Genomic DNA, 15,330 nt, shown 5'->3' on the forward strand with positions numbered 1-15,330 from the left:
AGACGGCGGGCGACACGGACGCGATGCGCGGGACCGAGCTGCGGGCGGTGCTGTGAACACCGCCCACCAGACGGTGGTGTCGGCGGGCAGCTCCACGACGCCCTCCCCGTGGGAGACGGGCTCGTTGGAGAGGAGGAACCGGCCGGGCAGCGGGACGGAGATGGCCCGGCCGGTGGTGTTGGCGGTGCACACGAAGCCGTCGCGGCGGAAGGCGAGGACGCCCTCGGGCGCCTCCATCCACGCGATGTCCTCGCCCGCACCGAGCCCGGGCTGTTCGCGGCGCACGGCGAGCGCACTGCGGTACAGCTCCAGGGTGGAACCGGGGTCCCCGGCCTGCGCCTCGACGCTGAGCCCGCCCCAGGTCGCCGGCTGCGGGAGCCAGCTGCCACCGTCGCCGAAGCCGTACGACGAGCCCTCGACGGTCCACGGGATGGGCACCCGGCAGCCGTCGCGGAAGCCGTCCTGGCCGGTGGCCCGGAAGAAGGACGGGTCCTGGCGCACCTCGTCGGGCAGGTCGGTGACGTCCGGCAGGCCCAGCTCCTCGCCCTGGTAGACGTAGGCGGAGCCGGGCAGCGCCAGCATCAGCAGGGTCGCGGCGCGAGCCCGGCGCAGGCCGAGTTCGCGGTCGCCGGCCTCCCGCAGCTGGGTGCCGAGGCCCGCCGGGTTGGCGAACCGGGTGGCGTGCCGGGTGACGTCGTGGTTGGACAGCACCCAGGTGGTGGGGGCGCCGACCGGGCGCATCGCCGAGAGCGAGGCGTCGATGACCCGGCGCAGCTCGGCGGCGTCCCAGTGGGTGCCCAGGTACTGGAAGTTGAACGCCTGGTGCATCTCGTCGGGGCGCACGTAGTTCGCGGTGCGCTCGACGGTCGGGGTCCACGCCTCGGCGACGAGGACGCGCTCACCGTCGTACTCGCTCAGCACCTGGCGCCAGGAACGGTAGATCTCGTGGACGCCGTCCTGGTCGAAGAAGGGCATGACGTCGTTGCCGAGCAGCTTGAGCTGGTCGTGCGCGCCGATGTCGGGCAGGCCCTCGGCCTTGACCAGGCCGTGGGCGACGTCCACGCGGAAGCCGTCGACGCCCATGTCGAGCCAGAAGCGCAGGATGGAGCGGAACTCGTCGCGTACGGCCGGGTGCTCCCAGTTGAAGTCCGGCTGTTCGGGCGCGAAGAGGTGGAGGTACCACTCGCCGGGGGTGCCGTCCGGCTCGGTGACCCGCGTCCAGGCGGGGCCGCCGAAGATGGACTCCCAGTCGTTGGGCGGCAGTCCGCCGTCCTCGCCCTTGCCGGGGCGGAAGTGGTAGCGCTCGCGCAGCGGGGATCCGGGGCCCTCGCGCAGTGCGCGCTGGAACCACTCGTGCTGGTCGGAGGAGTGGTTGGGGACCAGGTCGACGATGATGCGCAGGCCCAGCTCGTGCGCGTCGCGGATGACCGCGTCGGCGTCGAGGAGGCTGCCGAACATCGGGTCGATGGCCCGGTAGTCGGCGACGTCGTAACCGGCGTCGGCCTGCGGGGAGGCGTAGAAGGGGGAGAGCCAGACGGCGTCGACGCCCAGCTCCTTCAGGTACGGCAGCCGGCTGCGGATGCCCTCCAGGTCGCCCATGCCGTCGCCGTTTCCGTCGGCGAAGCTGCGCGGATAGACCTGGTAGATCACCGCGTCTCTCCACCAGCCCGTGTGCGTGCCGGTGGTCGGGGCGGCGGCGGGGGCAGCGAGGTGCTGGGTCATGACTTCCCTGGGAGGTAAGGAGGGGCGTACACGTACGGGCGGTTGGGCCGCCAAGGGTGTTCAGCCCTTGACGGCGCCGGCGGACATGCCGGTCACCAGGTGCCGTTGGGCGACGAGGAACACCAGCGCGGCCGGGACGGCGATGAGCACGGAGGCCGCGGTCATCGGGCCCCACTGGGCGCCGTACTGGTTGACGAACTTCTGCAGGCCGCCGGCCAGGGTGAGGTTCTCGTCCCCGACCATGAAGGCGGAGGCGTAGGCGACCTCGCCCCAGGCGGTGATGAAGGAGTAGAACGCGGTCACCGCGATGCCCGGCTTGGCCAGGGGCAGGATCAGCCGCCAGAAGGTGCCGAACGGGGTGAGCCCGTCGACCTGGCCCGACTCGTCGATCTCGCGCGGGATGGTGTCGAAGAAGCCCTTCATCATCCAGGCGCAGAACGGCACGGCGATGGTCAGGTAGGTGATGACCAGACCGGCCGGCTGGTTGAGCAGCCCCATCGACGACATGATGTTGTAGATCGGCACGATGAGGACGGCCACCGGGAACATCTGGGTGATCAGCAGCGTCCACATCAGCCCGCGCTTGCCGGGGAAACGGAAGCGGCTGACGGCGTATCCGGTGGTGGAGGAGATGAAGACGCCGAGCAGGGTGGTCAGGCCGGCGACGAGCAGCGAATTGCCGAACCAGCTGACGAACTCGGTGTTCTCCAGCAGGTCGGTGTAGTTCGCGAACGTCGTCTCCTTGAAGAAGTCGGTGGTGTTGGCGTACTGCGCCGGCTTGATGGAGGTCAGGAAGACCCACAGCACCGGGAAGACGGCGATCACGGAGGCCACCGCGAGGGTGGTGTGCAGCGCGATCGAGGCGAGCGGCGAACGGCGACCGCGGAGCGGCGCGTTGGTGGCGGTGGTCACCAGACTTCTCCCTGCTTGCGGAGGACTCGCCGGTAGACCGCGGCGAAGATCATCAGGAGGACCAGGATGAGGACGCCCCAGGTGGACGACTGGGCGTAGTCACGCGGGCTGATCTCGAAGGAGAACTTGTACGCCTGGGTGACGAGGATCTGGGTGGCCTCGCCGGGCCCGCCCCGGGTGAGCAGGAAGATCACCGGGAACATGTTGAAGGTCCAGATGGTGCTCAGCAGGATCACGGTGGTGGACACCGAGCGCAGGCCGGGCAGGGTGATGTGGCGGAAGCGCTGCCAGGCGCTCGCGCCGTCCATCTCGGCGGCCTCGTACAGCTCGCCGGGGATGGACTGCAGGCCACCGAGCAGGGCCACCATCATGAAGGGGATGCCGAGCCAGACGTTGACGGCGATGACCGAGAACTTGGCCCAGGTGGGGTCGTTGAGCCACGGCACGGCGTCGATGCCGCCGCCGGCCAGGATCTGGTTGAGCATGCCGCGGCGCTCGTCGTAGAGGAAGCGCCAGGCGAAGACGGAGACGAAGCCGGGGACGGCCCAGGGCAGGATGAGCAGCATCCGGTAGACGGAGCGGCCGGCGATCCTGCGGTTGAGGATGTTGGCCAGGGCGAGGCCGAGGACGAAGGTCACCGAGACGCAGGCGACCGTCCACACCAGCGTCCAGCCGAGGGTGCCGAGGAACTGGGTTCCGGTGAGCGCGTCGACGTAGTTGTCCAGGCCGACGAACTCGTAGGTCGCCGGGATCTGGTTGACGCCGATGCTGCGTGCGACGTTCCGCTCGTTGGCGTCGGTGAGCGAGAGGTAGATCCCGCGGACCAGCGGATAGCCGATGATCACGCCGATCACCACGGTCGCCGGGGCGATCATCGCCCAGGCGTACCAGTGGGTCGAGAACGAGCGCCCGAGCTTCCGCCCGGGGGTGCCAGTACCGCGGCTCCGGCCGCGGGCGACGTCGTCGCCCGCGGCCTTCGCCACCGACTGGCTGGTGGTGTCCACAGCCATCAGCCGGCCTGCCTTCCTTGTTACTTCCAGTCCTTCAGGAGCTTGCGGTAGGCGTCACCCGTCGCCTTGGCGCCCTGCTCCGGGCTGGTCTGGCCGGTGAGGACCTTGGTGTACTCGACCTGCAGGGGGGCGAAGAGGCTGCCGCCCTCGGGGACCCACGGGCGCTCGACGGCCTTCTCGACGACCGGCTTGAAGAAGCTGATCATCTGGTTGCTCGCGACGTCGGGCTTGATGTAGACGGACTCGCGGGTGGGGAGCAGGCTCAGCTCGGTGGCCGCGGTGGTCTGCGCCTCGACGGAGGTCATGTACTCGGTGAAGGCGTAGGACGCCTCCAGGTTCTTGGAGCCCGCGTACACGGCGAGGTTGTGACCGCCCTGCGGAGCGCCCTGGCCGGCGGAGCCGGCCGGGACCGGCGCGATGCCGAGGTTCGCCTTGTCGGCGAACTCCTTGCCGGCGTAGGTGTCGGTGACGGCCCACGGGCCGTTGATCATCATCGCGACCTTGCCGTCCTTGAACGCGGACTGCATGTTGTCCCAGCCGTTGGTGGCGTCCGTGATCGCGGCCTTGGAGTCGACCAGCTCCTTGACGGTGGTGAAGGCCTTCACGCCGGCGGGGTTGTCGATGGTGATCTTCTTCTGCTCGGCGCTGACCATGTCACCGCCCTCGCCGTAGAGGAAGGAGAGGAACCAGTAGGCGTCGTCGCCGCGCAGGTAGAGGCCGGTCTTGCCGGTCTTCTGCTTGATCTTGGTGGCGACGCTCTTCAGCTCGTCGATGGTCTTCGGTGCCTCGACACCGGCCTCCTTGAAGATCTTCTTGTTGTAGAAGATGCCCATGGAGTCGATGACCTGCGGGACGGCGTAGGTCTTGCCGTTGTACTTGGTGGAGGCGGCGGCCTGCTCCAGGAAGTCGTCCTGGTTCTTCAGAGCCGCGGTGCCGTCCAGCGGGGCGAGGTAGCCCAGGTTGGCGAAGTCCGGGGTCCAGGCGACCTCGGAGCGGATGACGTCGGGAGCGCCGGAACCGGACTGGGCGGCGTTCTTGAACTTGTTCTGCGCCTCACCGAACGGCACGTTCACGTACTTGACGGTGACCTTGGGGTGCTTCTTCATGAAGCCCTCGGCCAGCTTCTTGAAGACCTTGTCCTCGCTGCCGACGTTGGACGTGTCCCACCAGGTCACGGTGCCGGAAAGCTCGCCCGAGCCCTTCGAGGCACCGGTGTCGCCGCCGTCGCTACCGCATGCCGCCAGGGTCACTCCCAGGGCCGCGACCAGCGCGGTGGCCGCTATGCCACGCCGCATGTGAACTCCTTCAAACGATCCCGGGTGAACGAGGGGCTAAGACCTTCCTCATGCGACCGCTCCCTCGCGGCGCGCCGGGTTGCCAGGAACGTAACAGGGATGAAAACGAGCCGAAAGAGCTTGCGAGAAATTTCTGCAAGGACCGGGGATCGTTACATGCGCGTGTCCCGAAGGTTGCCATCGAGTCGCTTGACAGTGCGGTGGGAGGGGTTCTTGCGGAGCCCGCCCCGGCCTGCAAGCCTTTGCGTGATTCCTTGCAGGAGCGTTTCACGACCGGCCTGACCTCGTTGTCAGGACGGAAGACCGCAGATCCTCGGCCCTGGAACACGCGAGAGGGACACCGCACATGGCCCACGAGCTCACCGACCCGTCGCCGCTGCCGGACCTTGCAAACCCTTGCGAGCGCCGCGTGGGGTGGTGGCGGGACGCGGTCATCTACCAGGTGTACGTCCGCTCCTTCGCGGACGGCGACGGCGACGGGATCGGCGACCTGCGAGGGGCCCGCGAACGGCTGCCCCACCTGGCCCGGCTGGGCGCGGACGCGGTCTGGCTGACGCCCTTCTACGCCTCCCCCCAGGCCGACGGCGGCTACGACGTGGCCGACTACCGCGCGGTCGACCCGGTCTTCGGGGACCTTGCGGACGCCGACGCCCTGGTGCGGACGGCCCACGGGCTCGGCCTGAAGGTCATCGTGGACATCGTCCCCAACCACACCTCGGAGCGGCACCCCTGGTTCACGGCGGCCCGGGCGGCGGCCGGTCCGGAGCGGGACCGCTACGTCTTCCGGCCGGGGCGGGGACCCGACGGCTCCCTGCCGCCCAACGACTGGGAGTCCGTCTTCGGCGGCCCGGCCTGGACGAGGGTGGCCGACGGCTCCTGGTACCTCCATCTCTTCGCCCCCGAGCAGCCCGACCTCGACTGGGAGAACGCCGAGGTCAGGGCGGAGTTCGACTCCGTGTTCCGGTTCTGGCTCGACCGGGGCGTGGACGGCTTCCGGATCGACGTCGCCCACGGCATGGTCAAGGCGGACGGCCTCCCCGACATCGGCCACGGCCACCAGGCGAAGCTGATCGGCACCCAGCGGCTGCCGTTCTTCGACCAGGACGGGGTCCACGAGATCCACCGCGAGTGGCGGCGCCTCCTGGAGTCGTACGGCCCGGACCGCATCGGGGTGGCCGAGGCCTGGGCACCGACCCCGGAGCGTCTGGCCCTCTACGTACGCCCCGACGAGATGCACCAGGCGTTCAACTTCCAGTTCCTCAACTGCCCCTGGGACGCGGCGGCGCTGCGCTCGGTCGTCGAGGAGTCACTGCGGGCCACCGCCTCGGTGGGGGCCGCCACGACGTGGGTGCTCTCCAACCACGACGTCGTGCGTCACACCACGCGGTACGGCGCGGGCGACCCGGTCACGGGCCTGCGGCGGGGCCGTGCGGCGGCGCTGATGATGCTGGCGCTGCCCGGCTCGGTCTACCTCTACCAGGGCGAGGAGCTGGGCCTGCCGGAGGTCACCGACCTTCCGGACGCGGTCCGCCAGGACCCGGCGTTCCTGCGCGGCGAGGGACAGGACGGACTGCGCGACGGCTGCCGGGTCCCGCTGCCGTGGACGGCCGAGGGACCCTCGCTCGGCTTCGGCCCGGCCGGCGCCTGGCTCCCCCAGCCGCCGGAGTGGGCCGCTCTGAGCGTCGCCGCCCAGAGCGGCGACCCCGGCTCCACCCTGGAGCTGTACCGCAGTGCCCTGCGGCTGCGCCGGGAGCACCCCGCCCTCGGCGCGGGGGAGGCGGTGGAGTGGCTGGACGCCCCCGCCGGTGTCCTCGCCTTCCGGCGCCGCTCGTCCGACGGTGACGTGCTGGTCGTCCTGAACACCACGGACCGGGACGCGGCGATCGAGCCACCGGGTCCGGTGACGCGCCTGCTGGGCAGCGCGGGCGGCGAGGCGCCCGGTACGGAGGGCGCGGGCGGCGTCGCCGGCGGGGCCGCGGAAGACGCGGGAGGCGGCGAGGGGATCGGCAGGGGAGGCGGCATCGCCGTCGGCGCGGGAGGCGGCGAGGGCGATCCCCTCGTCCCCTCCCCCGCGCGCGAGCCGGCCCCGCTCACCGTCCCGGCGCAGGACACCGCCCACGTCCTGGTGCCCGCCGAGTCCTGCGTCTGGTGGGCAATCTGACGTGCGACCGGTACAGTCCAACTCCATGACCGCGCGGCTTGCCGACATCGCAACCCAGGCGGGGGTCAGTGAAGCCACAGTCAGCCGCGTGCTCAACGGCAAGCCCGGTGTGGCCTCGGCCACCCGTGAGTCCGTGCTTGCCGCGCTCGACGTCCTCGGCTACGAACGTCCCGTGCGGCTGCGCCAGCGCAGTGCCGGGCTCGTCGGACTGATAACCCCCGAGCTGGACAACCCGATCTTTCCCGCGCTCGCGCAGGTCATCGGGCAGGCCCTGACCCGGCAGGGCTACACCCCCGTCCTCGCGACGCAGACCCCCGGCGGGTCCACCGAGGACGAGCTGACCGACATGCTCGTCGAGCGCGGGGTCTCCGGCATCATCTTCGTCTCGGGCCTGCACGCCGACACCACCGCCGACATGACGCGCTACGACCAGCTGCGCGGCAAGGGCGTCCCGTACGTCCTGATCAACGGCTTCTCGCCCAAGGTCCAGGCCCCCTTCGTCTCGCCCGACGACCGGGCCGCGATGCAGCTGGCCGTGACGCACCTGGCCGCCCTCGGGCACACCCGGATCGGGCTCGCGGTCGGGCCCAAGCGGTTCGTGCCGGTGCTGCGCAAGATCGAGGGCTTCCAGCTCGGCATGCGGGACCGGCTCGGGCTCTCGCCCGAGGAGTCCGAGAAGCTGATCCAGCACTCCCTCTACACCCTGGAGGGCGGGCAGGCCGCCGCGGGCGCGCTGATCTCCGGCGGCTGCACCGCCGTCGTCTGCGCCAGCGACATGATGGCGCTGGGCGCCATCCGCGCCGCCCGGCAGCAGGGCCTGCACGTCCCCAAGGACGTCTCGGTGGTCGGCTTCGACGACTCGCCGCTCATAGCTTTCACGGATCCGCCGCTCACCACCATCCGCCAGCCCGTGCAGGCGATGGGGCAGGCCGCGGTCCGCGCGCTGCTCGAGGAGGTCGGGGGCACCCCGGCTCCGCACAGCGAGTTCGTGTTCATGCCCGAGCTGGTGGTGCGCGGTTCGACCGCTTCCGCCCCTACCCCGAGAAACCCCTGATCCCAGCGGCCTCCGCCTCGTTCCTCAGGCGGAGCACATGCGGCCCGGGCCCGACCGGAGGATGATCGGTCGGGGGGCGTGGATCTGGCAGACTCTCTCCCTATGGGTGAAACGACCGTGAAGAGTTTGGAAGGCCGGACGGCGGCCACCCCGTCACCCATCGTGGCCGGCGGCAGGTGGGCGCGACGGCGGACGCGCGTACCCCGGCGCCCGCGGATCTGGTTCGAGATCCTGCTCATCGCGGTCAGCTACTGGACGTACTCGCTCATCCGCAACGCGGTGCCGGAGCAGAAGGCGCAGGCGCTGCGGAACGCCGACTGGATCTGGCGGGCGGAGGAGTCCGTCGGCCTGGCCTTCGAGCAGACCGTCAACCACGCCGTGAACTCGGTGACGTGGCTGATCGTGTCGATGAACTACTACTACGCCACGCTGCACTTCATCGTGACCATCGGTGTGCTGGTGTGGCTGTACCGCCGGCAACCGGGCCGCTACGCCGGGTTCCGCACGGTTCTGTTCTCCACCACCGGTGTGGCGCTGGTCGGTTACTACCTGTACCCGCTCGCGCCCCCCCGGCTGATGAACGGCCAGGCGTTCATCGACACCGTCCTGGTGCACCACACCTGGGGCTCGATGGCCTCGGGCAACCTCAAGAACATGTCGAACCAGTACGCGGCCATGCCGTCGATGCACATCGGCTGGTCGCTCTGGTGCGGTCTGACCATCTTCCTCCTGGCCAAGGCGCCGTGGGCGCGTGTCCTGGGCCTGCTCTACCCGGCGGCGACGCTGGTCGTCATCGTGGCCACGGCCAACCACTTCTGGCTGGACGCCGTGGGCGGGATGATCTGCCTGGCCTTCGGCTTCGGCGTCTCGTTCGTCCTGTACGGCGCGATGCCCCACCGGCTGCCCCGCGAGGTGGTCGTTCCGGAGCCCGCGCGGCCAGGTGCCGCACCGGACTCCGCGCGCCCGGACTCCGCGGCGCCTGAGGACTCCGCCCGCACGGACGCCGCAGCTGAGGACGAACGGCAGGGCGCCGCGCGGGACACCGATCGCGACGCCGAGCAGCCACGGGTCGGCTCCCGCGGGTGACGCCTGCGGCCACCGACGGCCGCAGGGGCGCCTGCCCGGCCTCGTCGGCCGGAGCCGACGGCGGAGGGCGACCGACCTCGGGGGCGCGGGTCAGCCGCCGTAGAACAGCTCCTCGACCACGGCCCTGGCCCGGCGCGTGATCCGGCGGTAGTCGTCGACCATCTCGCCGATGCGACCGGGGCCGTATCCGAGGTAGCGCCCCACCGCGGCCAGCTCGCGGCCGTCGGAAGGGAAGGTGTCCCCCGGCCTGCCGCGGACCAGCATCACGGCGTTGCGGACGCGGGTGGCCAGGACCCAGGCCTCGTCCAGGATCCGTGCCTCGTCCCCCGGGATCAGCCCCGCCGCCCGCGCGGCGGCCAGCGCCTCACGGGTACGGGTCGTGCGCAGGCCGGGTTCGGCCCAGCCGTGGCGCATCTGGAGCAGCTGGACCGTCCACTCGACGTCGCTCAGCCCGCCCCGGCCCAGCTTGGCGTGGAGCGTCGGGTCGGCGCCGCGCGGCATGCGCTCGGTCTCCATCCGGGCCTTGAGGCGGCGGATCTCGCGGACCGCGTCCTCGCCGAGGCCCTCCACCGGATAGCGCAGCGGGTCGACCAGCTCGATGAACCGCTCGCCCAGCTCCAGGTCCCCCGCCATGGGCTCGGCGCGCAGCAGGGCCTGGCTCTCCCAGACCAGCGACCAGCGGCGGTAGTACGCCTCGTACGACTTCAGCGTGCGGGCCAGGGGGCCGCTCTTGCCCTCCGGCCGCAGGTCCGCGTCGATGAGCAACGGCGGATCGGCGGTGGGGACCTGCAGGAGCCTGCGGATCTCGGTGACGACCCGGTTCGCGGCCCGGGCCGCCTCGTGCTCGGGTACACCCTCGCGCGGCTCGTGCACGAACAGGACATCGGCGTCGGATCCGTAGCCCAGTTCGTGCCCGCCGAACCGGCCCATGCCGATGACCGCGAAGCGGGTCGGCAGCCGGTCTCCCCACTCGGCGCGCACGGCGGCCCGCAGGGCCCCGGCGATCGTGGCGGCGTTCAGGTCGGTCACCGCCTGGCCGACCCGGTCGACCAGCGCCGGGTCCGGCTCGCGCGGGCTGTCCTCCGTCCCGTACGAGCCGATGAGATCGGCCGCCGCCGTACGGAACAGCTCTCGGCGGCGTACGCCACGGGCCGCCGCGACCCCCTGCTCGGCGCCGTCGGCGCGGCCCACCGCCGCCAGGACCTCCTGCTCCAGGTGGTCGCGGCCGCGCGGCTTCAGCCCTTCCGGATCTCCGAGGATCGCCACCGCCTCCGGCGCCCGCAGCAGCAGGTCGGGGGCGAGGCGCCCGGCGGAGAGCACCCGGGCGAGGTTCTCCGCCGCCGCGCCCTCGTCCCTCAGCAGCCGGAGGTACCAGGGCGTCTTGCCGAGCGCGTCGGACACCTTGCGGAAGCCGAGCAGTCCGGCGTCGGGGTCGGCGGAGTCAGCGAACCAGCCGAGCAGGACCGGCAGGAGCGTGCGCTGGATCGCCGCCTTGCGCGTGACGCCCGAGGCGAGCGCCTCCAGGTGCCGCAGGGCCGCGACCGGGTCGGCGTACCCGAGCGCTTCCAGCCGCTGGCCGGCGGCCTTCGGGCTGAGCCGCGTCTCGCCGGGGGTGAGCTGGGCGACGGCGTCGAGCAGCGGCCGGTAGAAGATCTTCTCGTGCAGCCGGCGGACGACGGCGGCATGCCGCTTCCACTCCTTGTTCAGCTCCGCGACCGGGTCGGTGCGCAGCCCGAGGGAGCGGCCCAGGCGCCGCAGGTCCGCGTCGTCCTCGGGGACCAGGTGCGTGCGGCGCAGCCGGTAGAGCTGGATGCGGTGCTCCATGGCGCGCAGGAAGCGGTACGCCTCGTCGAGCTGGGCCGCGTCCGCGCGGCCCACATACCCGCCCGCGGCGAGCGCTTTCAGGGCGTCCAGGGTGGAGCCGCTGTGCAGGGTGGCGTCGCTGCGGCCGTGCACCAGCTGCAGGAGCTGGACGGCGAACTCGACGTCGCGCAGGCCACCGGGCCCGAGCTTCAGCTCGCGCTCGACATGGGCGACGGGGATGTTGTCGACGACCCTGCGGCGCATCTTCTGCACGTCGGGGACGAAGTTCTCGCGTTCGGCGGCCTGCCAGACCAGGGGTGCGACGGCGTCGATGTAGTCGGCGCCCAGCTGGAGGTCGCCCGCCACGGGGCGGGCCTTCAGCAGCGCCTGGAACTCCCAGGTCTTGGCCCAGCGCTGGTAGTAGGCCAGATGGGAGGAGAGGGTGCGGACGAGGGGGCCGTTGCGCCCTTCCGGCCGCAGGTTGGCGTCCACCGGCCAGATGGTGCCCTCGACGGTCGTCTCCGAGCAGATCCGCATGAGGTGCGAGGCGAGCCGGGTGGCCGCCTGCACCGCCTTGCCCTCCTCCGCGCCGGGCACGCCCTCGACCGGCTCCCCGACGAAGATCACGTCGACGTCGGAGACGTAGTTGAGCTCGTGACCGCCGCACTTGCCCATCGCGATGACGGCCAGTCGGCAGAGGGCCGCGTCCTCGGGAGCGGCGGCCCGGGCGAGGGCGAGGGCGGCGCGCAGGGTCGCGGTGGCGAGGTCGGCCAGCTCGGCGGCGGTCTGGGCGACGTCGGCGGTGCCGCAGACGTCGCGGGCGGCGATGGCGAGGAGGCAGCGGCGGTAGGAGACGCGCAGGGCGACGGGGTCGCCGGCGTCGGCCAGGCAGCGCTCGAACTCGGCGACGCCGGGGTTCAGATCGGCCGCCTCGTACGTGACGAGGGCCTTCCAGTCGCGGGGGTGGCGGGCCAGGTGGTCGCCGAGCGCCTCGGACGCGCCGAGCACGCCGAGGAGCCGGTCGCGGAACGGTTTGGCGGAGAGCAGCGTGGAGGTGAGGGTCTGGCGCTCCTCCTCGGGCTGGGCCTCGGCCAGCCGGACCAGGCCGCGCAGGGCCAGGTCGGGGTCGGCCGTGGCCCCGAGGGCGTCGAGGAGCACGGAGTCGCCGCGCACGGCGGCCAGTTCGGGGACGTCGAGCAGACGCTCGGCGCCGGACGGATCGGTGAACCCGTGCCGCAGCAGCCGCGTGAAGATACTGCTCCTGCGTCCCGGCACCGTCATTCCGCCGCTCCCTCCACCGTCCACGGATTCGAGCCTATCCGCAGCGGGGTTCGGGGTCGCCCCGGGGACGGGCGGGCGAGGGGTCCTTGAGCTGCGGGGCCCTCGGCCCGGCGCTCGGCGCGGGTCCGCTGGCTGGCGGGGTCCCGGCCCGGCGGGGCCCTCGGCCGACGCCTCAGGGCCTCGGGAGGCAGGCCCGGCGGGCGTACTCGGCCGACGCCTGTCGGCCCCGGCAGGCCGGCCCGGCGGGGGCCCTCGGCGCGGGTTCGCCGGGTCCCGGCCCGGGCGGCCCGGACGGCCGGGTCCGTGCTGCCGGCGGCGGTGCGCGCGAGGACCGGTCACGCCCCCCGGCCCACGCCCTTCGCCCACACATGCGGGACCTGTTGGGCGATTCGACGTGCGGGAGGACCCGTCCGTGGGTCACGGTGGACCCGCCCCGGTCCCCGCCGCCACGCCCGTACGGCCTACGGCTGCGCCCGGGGCGGGCCGTTCGGCCACACCCGCTGGTGTTTCTGAGGAGACTCTCCATGAACTGGACGCTCGAAGTCGTCCCCGTGCCCGTGACCGACATGGACCGGGCGAAGGAGTTCTACGGCGACAAGTGCGGTTTCAAGATCGATCTCGATGACGAGGTCGCGCCGGGGATGCGCATCATCCAGGCGACCCCGCCCGGCTCGCGCTGTTCCATCGCGATGCTGAGCGGCATGCCGACGATGCCGGGCACCCGGCAGATGACCCCGGGCTCGCTGCACGGCCTCCAGCTCTGCGTGACCGACATCGAGGCGGCCCGCGAGGAGCTGGTCGGCCGTGGCGTCGAGGTCACCCCCATCCGCCATGTCGGCGAGCGGGGCTGGGAGGACGGCAAGGGCGAGACGTGGAACTCGTTCATGTCGTTCGAGGACCCGGACGGCAACGGCTGGGTGGTGCAGGAGGCTCCGTCGGACCTGTCGGAGCGCTGAGGAGGCCGAGGGGACGGCCGGAGGCGAGGCGATGCCTCAGGCGGAGAACTCCACCCGGTGGAGACGCAACCGCTCGTCCTCCCCCACGCACGGCATCCCCACCGCCTCCATCACCCGCTGAGAGGCCACGTTCCCGAGGTCGGCGTCGCCCTTCACCCCGGCGGCGCCCGCCTCGCGGGCGAGGTCAAGCACGGCCCGCAACGCCTCGCGGGCGTACCCGCGGCCCCGGGCGCCCGGTACGAGGCCGTACCCCACGGTCACGAACCGCTGCTCGTCCGGCGGCCCGTGGAACCCGATCCCGCCGACGGTGACGCCGTCGTCCCGGCACCGTATCCCGTACGACCGGAAGACCCCCGGATCCCCGCGCTCGGCATGGCAGCGCAGGAACCCGCCGACCACGGCGACGTCCCCGGCGCCCAGCGGTCCTCGGGCCGCGGCACCCGGGCCACGACGCGCTCGCCCTCCTCGACGGTGAGGGGATGCAGCAGGAGCCGCTCGGTGGTGAGCGGCGCGGGGGGGGGCTTCACGATCGTCACGCGCGCAGTGTTCGGCGCCCGACCGGCGCCGTCGACGGAGTTTCCGGCGCACGGCTGCCGTCGTGGCGCCGGTGGCGTGCCGCTCCCCCTGCCTCCGCTACGAGCCGGGGGCCCGGTATCCGACCCGACTCGCCGTACGCAGGGCTTCGAGCGTCTCGTCGACGGTCAGGAGGACGGTCGTCTCGAACGAGCTGAGCGCGCCCCCTCCGCTGATCGCGAGCGCGACCCCGGCCATGGAGACGTTGTCCGGCGCCTCCCAGAGGTTGTAGCCGTCATACGTCCCGAAGGCGTACCAGAAGCCGTGGAGCTTCCCGCCGACGGACTCGATGTACGTCCGGGCGGCCGCGGCCCGGTCCTCGGGGTGGCCGGTCAGCCTCGCCCAGGTCTCCGGGGTGTAGCTGAACCTCGACAGATAGAGCGGCATCACGCGTCCCTTTCGTTCCGACGAGGAATGCCCCGGCGAAGGCCCCGGGGAGCGCGATCCGCCCGGGAGGCGGCCTCATGTCCCCCGAACGGCGGCCTCTCGGCGATCGGCGGGCGGCTCGGCGGCCTCCTCCGAAGCCGGCTCCACCTTCGTGTGGAGGATCTCCCGTGCCTGCTCAGCGGCGCGGGCGATGCTCTCCGAGACGAAGTCGAGGAAGCGGGCGATGTTCTCCAGGCGGGCGGCCGCGGGGCTGTCGGCGCCGAGGACGCCGACGCCCTGCCGTGCCGTCTCGACCAGCTCGGCGGTGGACCGGGCGCTCGTCATCATCGACTGGTACCAGACGTCGTCGTCGACGATGTAGCGCTCGCGACGGCGTTCGTCGCGCTCCCGGCGGACGAGGTTCTGGCCTTCGAGGAACGCGATCGCCTTGGAGACGGACGCCGGGCTGACCTGGAGGCGCTGGACGAGTTCGGACGCGGTGAGGCTGCCGGTGTCGCTGGTGTAGAAGCAGGTCAGCACCCGGGACATCATCTTGGGCAGGCCCGATCCCATGAGGACGGTGGTGAACACCTCCTCGTAAGCGCGCAGGGCCTCGGCGTCGCGCCCGTCGGACCGCGGGGGCGTCCTGGGATCGCGCGTCGCGGTCTGGGCGCGGCGGCGGGCGCGGTGCTCGGTGGCGCGGTGGGCGAGGTCGGCGCGGTAGGCGGTGGGGCCGCCGTTGCGCATCACCTCGCGGGTGATCGTCGAGGTGGGGCGGTCGAGGCGTCGGGCGATCTCGGCGTAGGCGAGGCCGTCGGCCAGCCCGAGAGCGATCTGCTGACGTTCCTGCTGAGTGAGTCTGCCTCCCGGCATCGCGGTCCCCTCTGCGGTCGTTGGTGCTGCCTGATGCCCTCACCATAGCGTTCACCGCTACTCCATTGCAATGAGAAGAGGAGGGATTGTTGCGTTAGACGAGGAGCCATTGCAATGAAATACACGCCTCTATCTGCAATTACTGGAACTGTAGGCAACAAGCTTGTTGCCACATTCTTGAACGCAACGTAGCGTTTCTCTCATCGGAAACAGCGCTCCGGGTGACGGGGCGCACGAT

Annotated in this window: 12 protein-coding genes; 4 read left to right on the top strand and 8 right to left on the bottom strand. The window is 71.7% G+C overall.

The window, feature by feature from the left end; translation table 11 throughout:
• From AB0K65_RS31815 to AB0K65_RS31830, 4 genes are all read right to left on the bottom strand, one after another.
• Positions 1–1,722, bottom strand: a 1,722-nt coding sequence (locus tag AB0K65_RS31815) for a glycoside hydrolase family 13 protein (protein ID WP_365722685.1), incomplete at its 3' end; no start/stop codon positions are given.
• A 60-nt stretch (positions 1,723–1,782) separates the two neighbouring features.
• Positions 1,783–2,637 (bottom strand): carbohydrate ABC transporter permease, encoded by an 855-nt coding sequence (locus AB0K65_RS31820; protein ID WP_365722707.1) that lies wholly within the window; start codon positions 2,635–2,637, stop codon positions 1,783–1,785.
• Positions 2,631–3,644 carry a sugar ABC transporter permease gene (locus tag AB0K65_RS31825; protein WP_365722687.1) on the bottom strand — a complete coding sequence of 338 codons (1,014 nt, stop codon included), beginning with the start codon at positions 3,642–3,644 and terminating at the stop codon, positions 2,631–2,633. Before AB0K65_RS31825 ends, AB0K65_RS31820 begins: the two co-directional genes overlap by 7 nt.
• Positions 3,645–3,664: 20 nt before the next feature.
• On the bottom strand, positions 3,665–4,939 hold the full coding sequence (locus AB0K65_RS31830; RefSeq protein WP_365722689.1) for an extracellular solute-binding protein: 1,275 nt from the start codon (positions 4,937–4,939) through the stop codon (positions 3,665–3,667).
• Between the two features lie 346 nt (positions 4,940–5,285).
• Here AB0K65_RS31830 and AB0K65_RS31835 point away from each other — a divergent pair, with 346 nt between their 5' ends.
• From AB0K65_RS31835 to AB0K65_RS31845, 3 genes are all read left to right on the top strand, one after another.
• Positions 5,286–7,100, top strand: a complete 1,815-nt coding sequence (locus AB0K65_RS31835; RefSeq protein WP_365722691.1) for a glycoside hydrolase family 13 protein — start codon at positions 5,286–5,288, stop codon at positions 7,098–7,100.
• A gap of 25 nt (positions 7,101–7,125) precedes the next feature.
• Complete coding sequence (locus tag AB0K65_RS31840) at positions 7,126–8,154, top strand: LacI family DNA-binding transcriptional regulator (protein ID WP_365722693.1); 1,029 nt, start codon at positions 7,126–7,128, stop codon at positions 8,152–8,154.
• A gap of 102 nt (positions 8,155–8,256) precedes the next feature.
• Positions 8,257–9,240: a phosphatase PAP2 family protein gene (locus AB0K65_RS31845; protein WP_365722695.1), complete on the top strand. Its 984-nt coding sequence runs from the start codon at positions 8,257–8,259 to the stop codon at positions 9,238–9,240.
• Positions 9,241–9,330: 90 nt separating this feature from the next.
• On the opposite strand, the gene AB0K65_RS31850 is transcribed toward AB0K65_RS31845, so the two are convergent.
• Positions 9,331–12,324 (bottom strand): bifunctional [glutamine synthetase] adenylyltransferase/[glutamine synthetase]-adenylyl-L-tyrosine phosphorylase, encoded by a 2,994-nt coding sequence (locus AB0K65_RS31850; protein ID WP_365722697.1) that lies wholly within the window; start codon positions 12,322–12,324, stop codon positions 9,331–9,333.
• Between the two features lie 524 nt (positions 12,325–12,848).
• Between AB0K65_RS31850 and AB0K65_RS31855 the strand changes: the two genes are divergently transcribed.
• Positions 12,849–13,280, top strand: a complete 432-nt coding sequence (locus AB0K65_RS31855; RefSeq protein ID WP_365722699.1) for a VOC family protein — start codon at positions 12,849–12,851, stop codon at positions 13,278–13,280.
• 36 nt (positions 13,281–13,316) lie between these two features.
• Here AB0K65_RS31855 and AB0K65_RS31860 read toward each other — a convergent pair whose 3' ends face one another.
• From AB0K65_RS31860 to AB0K65_RS31870, 3 genes are all read right to left on the bottom strand, one after another.
• Positions 13,317–13,679, bottom strand: coding sequence for a GNAT family N-acetyltransferase (locus AB0K65_RS31860; protein ID WP_365722701.1), 363 nt, complete (start codon positions 13,677–13,679; stop codon positions 13,317–13,319).
• A gap of 234 nt (positions 13,680–13,913) precedes the next feature.
• Positions 13,914–14,240 (bottom strand): GYD domain-containing protein, encoded by a 327-nt coding sequence (locus AB0K65_RS31865; protein WP_365722703.1) that lies wholly within the window; start codon positions 14,238–14,240, stop codon positions 13,914–13,916.
• A 75-nt stretch (positions 14,241–14,315) separates the two neighbouring features.
• Positions 14,316–15,092 (bottom strand): helix-turn-helix domain-containing protein, encoded by a 777-nt coding sequence (locus AB0K65_RS31870; RefSeq protein WP_365722705.1) that lies wholly within the window; start codon positions 15,090–15,092, stop codon positions 14,316–14,318.
• Positions 15,093–15,330 lie beyond the last annotated feature (238 nt).

The sequence above is a fragment of the Streptomyces sp. NPDC053755 genome, assembly GCF_040677675.1.
Lineage (GTDB): Bacteria > Actinomycetota > Actinomycetes > Streptomycetales > Streptomycetaceae > Streptomyces.